The following is a 10074-nucleotide window of genomic DNA, read 5'->3' as shown; positions in this document are numbered from 1 at the left end:
CCAGTTGGTGGAACAGAGTATGCCTTTAAGCAATTACAACTACCAATGCCAGGAATTAATATGTAGGCCATCTATTTTTGTTTAAACTTTAATATTTTCAAGAATTACGCCTTTTCTCGAGATTAATTTTCAAAGTTGCGCTAAATAAAAATTAAATTGCTAAAAGGCAAATATTTTTTTTATTTGCAATTTCAATTAATTTTTCTTTGTTTGAAACAATTGTCTTATTTGCTTCAAATGCTAGGACTGAACCTTTATAATCTGCTATTGTTTCAATTGTTTTTTCGCCAACAGCTGGAATATCAAAACGCTCATCTTGATTAGACTTGGAGACTTTTATAACAATTGCACCTGATTTAGCAAGCTCACACCCTCTTTTAATTGCTTCATCAGTTCCTTCAATAGCTTCAATTGCTAAAATCATTTTATTCTTTACAACAACAGTCTGACCAATATCTAAACTAGCGACTTTTTTTGCAACATCATATCCATAATCAATATCGACACGTTCTTCTAAAGTAGGTTTCCTTTTGCTTAAAATTTCTTTTTCAAGAAATAAATTTTTTAAAAACATTGTTTGTGGCAAAATAGTTATATTATGTTTGTTTAATAAATCAACTATTCCTCCATGAATAGAATCATCATTAAAGTTTGATAGCTTAGATAAATTTTTAATTGCAATCCAGTCAAGCTTATGAACATTTCTAAGCAAATCAATTTTAGGAACTTTGCCAATAAATACAACCTGATCAATCATTTCTCTTTTAATGAAATTAATCATTTTTGAAACTTCACCAGGTGAAAATCTACAAACCTTATCACAAATATCTTCTAGTCTATGTTTTGCTTCATCAGTTATTGCAATAGCGCAGGTTTCAAAACCTTGCTTGCAAGCTGATTCTGCAAGGAGTGAAGTTAATTCACCATTTCCAGCTACTATTGCTAGTTTGTTGTTTGGCATACGTTTATAGATTATAGCGTGACTAAGAACATATTAACAAATTGGGTTTCTTAAAACAAACATCTTAAACCTTCTCTTAATTCATGAGACGGCATTCTTTTGTTAGATATCAGTGCTCTGAGCAAAAACATTACGGTACGTATCTCTGCTAACTGTGTTTTTAACTGTTTATCCTGTGGAAATAAAAAACCAGACGACTCGCTTCTGCGTTCACGCTTAAGAAAGTTTAATTCTTTACTTAACTTATGGACTTCTTCTTTTGTCAACACAGAACTTGAATCAATCTTTCTGAATAATGATCTAAGTCTGCTAAACAGAGAATACATTCTTGCATCAACTTCACATTTATCATTAAAATAATTTTTTAGATCTGATATCTCAAAAGAGGACTGTGCTTTTACAGATGCTAGTTGTGAGTTTGCATAATCTTCCATCAGTGATCTGGCTTTTTGAGCATGCTCCTGAGTAGTTGGAACACTCTTGATTTTTTTTAATCCTGAGTGAAAATTAAATCTTAAAGTACCATGAATATTTGCATAGATCTTTAAAAGTAAGTCTGCAATTTTACCAGGAGCTTTATCTAACGAGAGTTTTTTAATGAGGTTTAAAAATGTTTTAGCTGTTAAATCTATGTACTCTTTTCGAGACAAATGTACTAAAGGTGACATTATCTGTTCAATATGTCTTGTTTCATGAGAAACAAAATTATGGATAACACTATTTATATTACTTGGTTTTAACATCAGAACATTCCCGGTCAAATTAACTCTCGGCATTCCTGTATTTAAAAAATATTCAACTGTTTTTAAATCAATAAGAAATCTTGTACTTCCGTAAAGCTTAAAGCCAGCACCCCCACCTATTCTTCCACTTGTGTCAATCAACTTGATTCTTGGCAAAAAACTTCTTAAAACTTCTTCTTTTATTCCGAGCCTTTTTGACATTTCACAAATTTCATTTTTGTAAATCTTGTTTGCTAGTACCATCATTTCTTTTTGAGCAGGAGTAATAGAGCTCCCACTTTTTAAAAATCTAAGCAATGGCTTAGCTTTCGAAAGAATAGCTGGAATAAATCTAACAATTACAGCAATACTCATGACCCTGTCAAACCCCTAGGATAAGCCTTTTGAAGTACAAAGAGCCTACTTGACATTACTTGACATTAAAAGAACTGATTTTAACCTGAGCTTAAACAAAAAGTTTCTTGTCTGTCATAATTATTGAGATGGTACTATTAAGTGCTTAAAGTAAACAACAATATAAAAAAACTTTTTACACTATTTCTCTTTCTAGCTTTCAGCTTTCAGCTCTCAGCTTTCAGCTCATCAATATTTACAAATGATTGCACAAAAGACACTAATCAAAATATTTATAAAGTTAAATTTGTTTACGATGGAGACACCATAGTACTTGAAAACAATGAAACAATACGGCTACATGGAATAGATTCATTTGAGCTTGAACAAAACATTTATGGGAAAAAAGCAAAGGATTTTTTAGCAAACTTAGTACTAAATAAAAATGTTTGTATTGAAAGTGACTTGCAAAAAATAGATCCTTATAAAAGGACGTTAGGGTATGTGTTTATTGGAGGGACTCATAATTTATTCCTAAACGAAGCCCTATTAAAAAACGGCTTTGCAATTTTAGCTAACTTCCCGCCAAATCTAAGATACATCTTTAGACTAAAGAAGGCACAAGTTTATGCTAGACAAAATATGCTTGGAGTCTGGGAGAAGAATAATTTTATTTTAGAAACTCCAAGTCAGTGGAGGCATAAACATCCATTTAAGAAGAAGTAAGTGTTAAACTTTCTCTTTTTCTTTATTTACCTTGTCTAATTCAAAAACCTTATGAATAGCTTTAACTGCTTTCTCACCATCTTTTACATCAACTACACAACTTACTTTTATTTCACTGGTTGAAATCATTTGAATATTTATAGAAGAATCTGCAAGTGCTTTAAACATTGCTGCTGCAATACCAGGACGACCAATCATTCCAGCTCCTACAATTGAAACCTTTGCAATGTTTACATCACAAGTCATATCTTTTGCATTAATTTCTTTAACTATTGCTTGTGCTGCTTTTTTTGTTTCATCAAGCATATCTTTATCTACAGTAAATGCAATTTCATTTACCCCGTCCTGACTTGTAGATTGGACAATCATATCAACAGAAATATTTTTTTTAGCAAGAGACTCAAAAACTTTTGCTGCAATTCCTGGTTTATCTGGTACACCAATTATTGCTACTCTTGCTTGTGATTCATCTAATGCAACTCCACTCACTGGATTGTTAATCTCCATTGTAGCTACTCCTTGTACTAGTGTACCTTCATCTTGAGATTTAAAGCTACCCCTAACTCGCATTGGCATATTATAGTTTTTAGCAATTTCAACAGAACGTGGGTGCAAAACCTGTGCTCCAAGACTTGCCAGCTCAAGCATTTCTTCATAAGAAATTATTTTTAGCCTGGAAGCATCTTTAACAATATCAGGATCAGTTGTATAAACAGCATCTACATCTGTATAAATATCACAACGTTCTGCACCAAGTGCTACTGCAAGTGCTACTGCAGTAGTATCAGAACCACCACGTCCAAGCGTAGTAATTTCCCCTGTTGTTTCACTAATTCCTTGAAACCCTGCTATTACTACAATATTTCCTTCATTTAAATATTTTTTTATTTTCGTAGTTTTAATTTCTGTAATCCTTGCTTTACCATGTCTATCTTCTGTCAAAATACCCACTTGTAAACCTGTCTGTGAAATTGCTTTTACACCAAGATCATGAATTGCCATTGCTACAAGTGGGATACTTATTTGTTCACCGGTTGAAAGTAAGAGATCATATTCTCTTGGATCTGGTTTAGTTGTAATGTCTCTTGCAAGATCAATTAAGTTATCGGTTGTATCACCCATTGCAGAAACTACAACTACTACTTGATAGCCATTTTTTTGTGCATCAGTTGCAATTTTTGCTACTCGTCTTATACAAATAGCATCACGAACTGATGTTCCACCAAATTTTTGGACAAGTATTGGCATGGTTAAAATGATATCATTTAAAGACTTACCAACATTAAAAAATTTTTATCTCTTTGTGTAACCCTTGGTTACGTATTTCTATAATTAATTCTGCTAGCATGATTTTTATGATCACAGAGCAGCAAAAATACAACTCTGGAGTTTTTAGAAATATTGGTTTTGCTTTTTTAGCACCTACAGGTTCAATTGTCTTTCAGTGGATTGTGCTTAAGAAAAGCTTGTTTCTTAGTCATTCAATATATGCCGTGATATCATTTGCTTTAGGTTGGATATTAATCATTATAGGTAATATTGTTTTAAAGGAGAAAAGATAATGAATATTACATGGTCTGGAGAAGTATTATTTGTAATATTTATCTTTGGCATAATTAGCCTAGTTGCTGTTTTACTTTTTGAGCAATACAGACAAGATAAAAAGAAAGAAAAGAAAAGCTAATATATAATGGACGCTTGTGTGTATTTAAGGAGTAATTTATGAAATCAACATTAGCAATGTTAAGCAACAGTCCAGTTATAGACTTTAAACCATTAGGGAATGTTTATCAAAACCTTTCAGTTCCTGTACTTTACGAAAAAGCCATTGGTATGGGTGAAGCAACACTCAGCAAAGATGGCCCTATTGTAGTAGACACTACTCCATATACAGGAAGATCCCCAAATGATAAATTCATTGTTAAAGAACCTTCGTATGTTGACAAAATCTGGTGGGGTAAAGTTAATCAACCGATTGATGAAAATAAATTTCACTTACTTGAAGACCTTGTAGCTAACCATTTAAGAACAAAAGATTTATTTGTAAAAGATTGTTATGTAGGAGCAGATAAGAATCACAGAATTAAACTTAGAGTTATTTCAGAACGAGCAGTGGCAGCACTTTTTGCAGGAACAATGTTTATTCAAGAAAGTGATCCAAAAAAATTAGAAAATTTTATTCCTGATTTTATAGTTTTACACGCACCAAGTTTAAATGCAGATCCTAAAACTCACGGGACAAATTCTGGCACTTTTATTGTCCTAAACTTTCAGAAAAATCTAGCATTAATTGGTGGAACATCATATGCTGGCGAAATTAAAAAATCAATGTTTACTGTAATGAATTATCTTTTACCTCAAGAAGGCATAATGCCCATGCATGCTTCAGCAAATTATGGAAAAAATAAAGATGATGTAGCTATATTTTTTGGACTTTCAGGCACTGGAAAAACTACATTGTCAGCTGATCCTGAAAGAACATTAATAGGAGATGATGAACACGGCTGGAGTAGCAAAGGTATTTTTAATTTTGAAGGTGGGTGTTATGCAAAAGTAATCAAGCTATCCAGAGAAATTGAACCATTAATTTATGACACTACTAAACGTTTTGGAACAATGCTTGAAAATGTTGTTATTGATCCTGTTACCAGAGAAATAGATCTAAACAGTGATAAAAAAACTGAAAACACACGTGCATCTTATCCTGTTTCATTTATTCCAAATATGACACCGGAAGGAAAAGGTGGACATCCAAAAAATATAATCATGCTAACTTGTGACGCATTTGGTGTATTGCCTCCAATATCTAAATTAACTTTTGATCAAGCAATGTATCATTTTACATGTGGCTACACTGCAAAAGTTGCAGGGACAGAAAGAGGAATAAAAGAACCACAAGCAACATTTAGTGCTTGTTTTGGTGCACCTTTTATGCCACTTCCTCCAAAGGTTTATGCAGAACTTCTTGGTAAAAAAATTAAGGAACACAATGTCGATGTGTGGCTAATAAATACTGGCTGGAGTGGTGGAGCATATGGAGAAGGTAGAAGAATGGAACTTCCTTTAACAAGAATGGTAGTGAGAGCAGTTCTAGATGGTAGTTTAAGAAATGTTAAAACTACAGAAGATCCATTGTTTGGAGTTCATGTCCCTGTTTCATGTCCTGGTGTAAAAGCTGAGATTTTACAGCCACGAAACACATGGAAAGATCAAGATGCTTATGATAAGAAAGCAAAAGAACTTTTAAGAATGTTTGAGAGAAGTTATAATGAAAATGCTAAATAAATGGACAAAGACAAAGTATTTATATTTGATACTACTCTCCGTGACGGTGAGCAATCTCCAGGGGCTACTTTAAATGTTCAGGAAAAACTAGAAATTGCAAGACAGCTTGCAAAGCTTGGTGTAGATATTATTGAAGCAGGTTTCCCATTTTCAAGCCACGGTGATTTTGAAGCAGTAAAACTTATTAGTAAAGAAGTTGAAGGTCCTACTATTTGTGCTTTAAGCAGGGCAAGAAAAGAAGATATTGACAAAGCAGCAAAAGCTCTAGAGGGTGCAAAGAAAAAAAGAATTCATACTTTTATTGCTACAAGTGATATTCATATTGAACATAAATTAAAATCCACTCGCGAAAAGGTTTTAAAAACAGCAGTTGAAATGGTAAGCTATGCAAAAAGTTTTACTGATAATGTAGAGTTTTCACCTGAAGATGCGGGAAGATCAGATTCAAAATTTTTATTTGAGATTTTACAAGCTACTATTGAAGCTGGTGCAACTACTGTCAATATTCCAGATACAGTAGGTTATACAGTGCCAAATGAATTTGGTGGACTTATTAAATCAATTAAAGAAAATGTACCAAACATAAATAAAGCAATTATTTCTGTTCATTGCCACAATGATCTTGGCCTTGCAGTTGCAAATTCTTTAAGTGCTGCAATAAATGGAGCAAGGCAAATTGAGTGCACCATAAATGGTATTGGTGAAAGAGCTGGAAACTGCTCACTTGAAGAAATTGTGATGATCTTAAAAACCAGGCCAATGCTTGATTTATATACAGACATTGATTCTACTCAAATTTACAGGACAAGCAGGCTTGTCAGTAATCTTACAAACATGCTTGTACAACCTAACAAAGCAATTGTTGGAGCAAATGCATTTGCTCATGAATCCGGGATTCATCAGGACGGCTTTTTAAAATACAAAAGAACTTATGAAATTATGAATCCAGAGGATGTTGGTTTACTTACATCCAAGCTTCCTCTTGGCCCAAGATCAGGCAGACATGCTCTAAAAGAAAAATTGTCAGAACTTGGATATCAGTTAAGTGAAGAACAACTAGATAAAGCATTTGCAAGATTTAAAGAAATTGCTGATAAGAAAAAACGTGTTGAAGACAGAGATTTAGAATCAATCCTTCGTGATGAACAAAGAATACAAGAAACCACATCTTACTATGAACTTGAAAATCTTCAAATTGCCTGTGGAACAGGACTGCCAACTGCTTCAGTGTGTTTAAGAAGAACAAGCGATAACACATTTCTAAAGGATTCTGCTCTTGGTACAGGACCAGTAGATGCAATTTACAAAGCTATAAATAAAATTGTTCAAGTTCCAAATGAACTTATTGAATTTTCTGTCCAATCTGTTACAGAAGGAATTGATGCTCTTGGAGAAGTTACTATAAGGATAATGAGTGAACATGGTGCAGTTTATAGCGGACATGCTGCAAACACTGATATTACTCTTGCTAGTGCAAAGGCGTATTTAAATGCATTAAATAAATTAATCATTACACTTGATTCAGGAATTAAAATTGCTCCACAGAAAGAAGATTTTAAAACTAAGAAGGGTGTATAAGAGTTTTTTTTAAATAATTCTGTGCATAGCTATCAAAAGCATTCTTAAGTTTGATTGTCTTTGAATCTCTTATAAAGTTATATTCTCTATCCTGAAGCTTGATTTTAGAAATTTGCATAACTCCAACAATTGCACTAGTAATAAATACATCATTTGCTTTATTTAAATAAAGACTATGTACATTTTTTTCTTCTATTAAAATATTTTCTCTTTTTGCAATCTCAAGTATTTTCTCTCTTGTAACTCCAGATAAAATTCCAGAACTCAGGCTAGGAGTAATAATTTTATCCTCCATTACAAGAAAAATATTTGCTCTTGAACATTCAAGAAGTTCATTTTTTTCATTTAAATAAAGAACATCATTAAACCCATTTTCAATTACACTTTTATATGTAAAGTAACTATCACCTCTACTTGTTGTCTTATGTTTAAATGATATTGAATTAGGATCTCTACTTAAAGTATGTCCAATTAAAGAATAAGAATCTGGCAGTTTGTTAAGAGGTGAAATCATTATTAATATATTAAACTTTTCCTCAAGTCTTTTTGAAATAATTATTTTTAACCTGCTGCTTGTAAGTTTATTTGCTTTAAGTAAATCTATTATCCAGTTTCTAACTTCATTTATTTCTACAGGACATGTCATCCCTATTTCTTTTGCACTTTGAGTTAGTCTTTTATAGTGGGATTCAAAAAATAAAGGTACTCCCTGCTCACATTTAATTGTCTCGAAAAGCCCATATCCAAACTGATACGAGAGATCACTAATGCTAATCTTAGCATCTTCCTCTTTTATAATTTGTCCATTTAGAAAGACAAGCATAGTGTACTCATTATACCTCTAGCTTTTAACTTTACTTCTTCAAGCTCATCATGTGGATCTGAGTCAGCAACAATGCCACCGCCAATATTAAATACAATTTTCGATTTTTGATTTTCGATTTTTGACTCCTGAACTTCTTGGATAAAAATTGTTCTAATTAAAATATTAAAGTTCATAGTACCATCTGTTTTTATATAGCCAAATGATCCAGTGTAAGCTCCACGTTTTGTAGGTTCTATTTCATCAATAATTTTCATTGCAGCAATTTTTGGTGCGCCAGTTATTGATCCACCAGGAAATATAGCTTCAAATATTTCTCTTAAAGAAATATTTTTTTTAAGCTCTCCTTCTATTGTAGAAACTACATGATTTAAGTGTTTGTAGGATTCAACATTTAAAAGCTTTTCAGCCTTTACAGAGCCATATTCACAAATTCTTCCAAGATCATTTCTCTCAAGATCAACAATCATTATATTTTCAGCTTGGTTCTTTGGATCGATATTTATTTCACCTTTTGGTAATGTACCTTTTATAGGACGAGTTCTTATATGATTATCTTTCATAAATAAAAATTCTTCCGGTGAACTTGAAAGAATACTTATAAAGGGAGTTTTAAAATAACAACCATATGGATTTGGGGAAACAGTTCGAAGCCTTAAATAAAGATCTATTTCATTAAGATTAGAAACTGAGATTAAATACTCGCGAGTGAGATTTACTTGATAGACATTACCTTTTTTTATCTCTTCCTTGATTAATTTGACTTTATCGAGGTACTCTATATCGGTCATATTGGAATTCAAATTAAGCATGTCATTGCGAGGAGGCTCTGAAAGAGCCAACGTGGCAATCTCACTATCGTGACACGTTGGTGAGATTGCTTCGTCACTGCGTTCCTCGCAATGACGTACAGCACTGTCAAAATACGCAAAGAAAAAATCTGGATACTTGTTTCCTGGCTGACTGCTGATTGCTGATTGCTGTTTGCTGTTTTGAAACAAATCGTAAGCAAAATACCCAACAAAGATCCCGTTTGGATTATGTTTTTCTTCTTCTAATTTTTGTTCTATAAAATCAAAACAATTTATATCGTAGAGACGCCCCAATGGGGCATCTCTATCAGCAAAATTAATTTTATTCAATGATCCATAAAAATAATATTTTGGACCTGTACCATAAAAAGAATTCTTACAGAGCTCTTTTGGACCTCCAGAACTATCTATCCAAAAAGAAATCTCATCTAATTTATTTTTCTCTTTCAACTTCAACAGAAACACTTCCTTCAAAGTCTGGATAAGGAATATGCGGTTTAGATATTTTAGTTCTAACTTTTAGTACAAGTGGATGCTTTAAAAAGGTTTCAGCAATTTCATCAGCAAGCGTTTCTATTAAAGAATATGATTTATCTTTCCCTATTTTTTGAATTGCTTTATAAACATCCACATAGCTAATTGTATCTTTGACATTATCTGTTGTAACAGCTCGAAATGAAGAAATTTCAAGATATACATCAATTAATAATCTTTGACCAAGTTTTTTTTCTTTTGGATCAATTCCAATAGAACAATAACAAGGAATATTTTGAATATTTATAGTTACAGTTTTTCTTGTAACAGTCAATTTTA

At 32.4% G+C, this 10074-nt stretch carries 9 protein-coding genes; 3 read left to right on the top strand and 6 right to left on the bottom strand.

Features of this window, described 5'->3' with window-relative positions:
* Positions 1-151: 151 nt before the first annotated feature.
* Together HYY52_03215 and HYY52_03210 are read right to left on the bottom strand one after the other, a co-directional pair.
* A complete protein-coding gene (locus tag HYY52_03215) occupies positions 152-961 on the bottom strand; it encodes an LpxI family protein (protein MBI2995702.1) in 810 nt (269 codons plus the stop codon).
* A gap of 50 nt (positions 962-1011) precedes the next feature.
* Positions 1012-2058: a hypothetical protein gene (locus HYY52_03210; GenBank protein ID MBI2995701.1), complete on the bottom strand. Its 1047-nt coding sequence runs from the start codon at positions 2056-2058 to the stop codon at positions 1012-1014.
* Between the two features lie 141 nt (positions 2059-2199).
* Here HYY52_03210 and HYY52_03205 point away from each other — a divergent pair, with 141 nt between their 5' ends.
* Positions 2200-2763 (top strand): thermonuclease family protein, encoded by a 564-nt coding sequence (locus tag HYY52_03205; protein MBI2995700.1) that lies wholly within the window; start codon positions 2200-2202, stop codon positions 2761-2763.
* Between the two features lie 3 nt (positions 2764-2766).
* On the opposite strand, the gene HYY52_03200 is transcribed toward HYY52_03205, so the two are convergent.
* Entirely contained in the window at positions 2767-4011 is a 1245-nt protein-coding gene (locus tag HYY52_03200) for an aspartate kinase (protein MBI2995699.1), read from the bottom strand.
* 474 nt (positions 4012-4485) lie between these two features.
* Here HYY52_03200 and pckA point away from each other — a divergent pair, with 474 nt between their 5' ends.
* Both pckA and HYY52_03190 read left to right on the top strand, forming a co-directional pair.
* The gene (pckA, locus tag HYY52_03195) at positions 4486-6048 is read left to right on the top strand and encodes a phosphoenolpyruvate carboxykinase (ATP) (GenBank protein ID MBI2995698.1); all 1563 of its coding nucleotides are present in this window, start codon (positions 4486-4488) and stop codon (positions 6046-6048) included.
* The gene (locus tag HYY52_03190; GenBank protein MBI2995697.1) at positions 6049-7626 is read left to right on the top strand and encodes a 2-isopropylmalate synthase; all 1578 of its coding nucleotides are present in this window, start codon (positions 6049-6051) and stop codon (positions 7624-7626) included.
* Here the strand turns inward: HYY52_03190 and HYY52_03185 are convergent.
* From HYY52_03185 to folB, 3 genes are read right to left on the bottom strand one after another with little or no spacing between them, the layout of a single operon-like run.
* A complete protein-coding gene (locus HYY52_03185) occupies positions 7610-8449 on the bottom strand; it encodes an aminotransferase class IV (GenBank protein MBI2995696.1) in 840 nt (279 codons plus the stop codon). The genes HYY52_03190 and HYY52_03185 overlap by 17 nt on opposite strands.
* Entirely contained in the window at positions 8434-9711 is a 1278-nt protein-coding gene (locus HYY52_03180; protein MBI2995695.1) for an anthranilate synthase component I family protein, read from the bottom strand. The genes HYY52_03185 and HYY52_03180 overlap by 16 nt, the downstream gene beginning before the upstream one ends.
* On the bottom strand, positions 9695-10069 hold the full coding sequence (folB, locus tag HYY52_03175) for a dihydroneopterin aldolase (protein ID MBI2995694.1): 375 nt from the start codon (positions 10067-10069) through the stop codon (positions 9695-9697). The genes HYY52_03180 and folB overlap by 17 nt, the downstream gene beginning before the upstream one ends.
* Positions 10070-10074 lie beyond the last annotated feature (5 nt).

It is taken from the genome of Candidatus Melainabacteria bacterium (assembly GCA_016193285.1).
Taxonomy (GTDB): Bacteria; Cyanobacteriota; Vampirovibrionia; order 2-02-FULL-35-15; family 2-02-FULL-35-15; genus JACPSL01.
This window is presented reverse-complemented; position numbering and strand designations above follow the sequence as displayed.

What these genes read in the sequence shown, in the direction of transcription:
- HYY52_03210 (MBI2995701.1), bottom strand. Translation starts at nt 2,058, where the DNA reads ATGAGTATTGCTGTAATTGTTAGATTTATTCCAGCTATTCTTTCGAAA.
- HYY52_03215 (MBI2995702.1), bottom strand. Translation starts at nt 961, where the DNA reads ATGCCAAACAACAAACTAGCAATAGTAGCTGGAAATGGTGAATTAACT.
- HYY52_03185 (MBI2995696.1), bottom strand. Translation starts at nt 8,449, where the DNA reads ATGCTTGTCTTTCTAAATGGACAAATTATAAAAGAGGAAGATGCTAAG.
- HYY52_03190 (MBI2995697.1), top strand. Translation starts at nt 6,049, where the DNA reads ATGGACAAAGACAAAGTATTTATATTTGATACTACTCTCCGTGACGGT.
- pckA (MBI2995698.1), top strand. Translation starts at nt 4,486, where the DNA reads ATGAAATCAACATTAGCAATGTTAAGCAACAGTCCAGTTATAGACTTT.
- HYY52_03200 (MBI2995699.1), bottom strand. Translation starts at nt 4,011, where the DNA reads ATGCCAATACTTGTCCAAAAATTTGGTGGAACATCAGTTCGTGATGCT.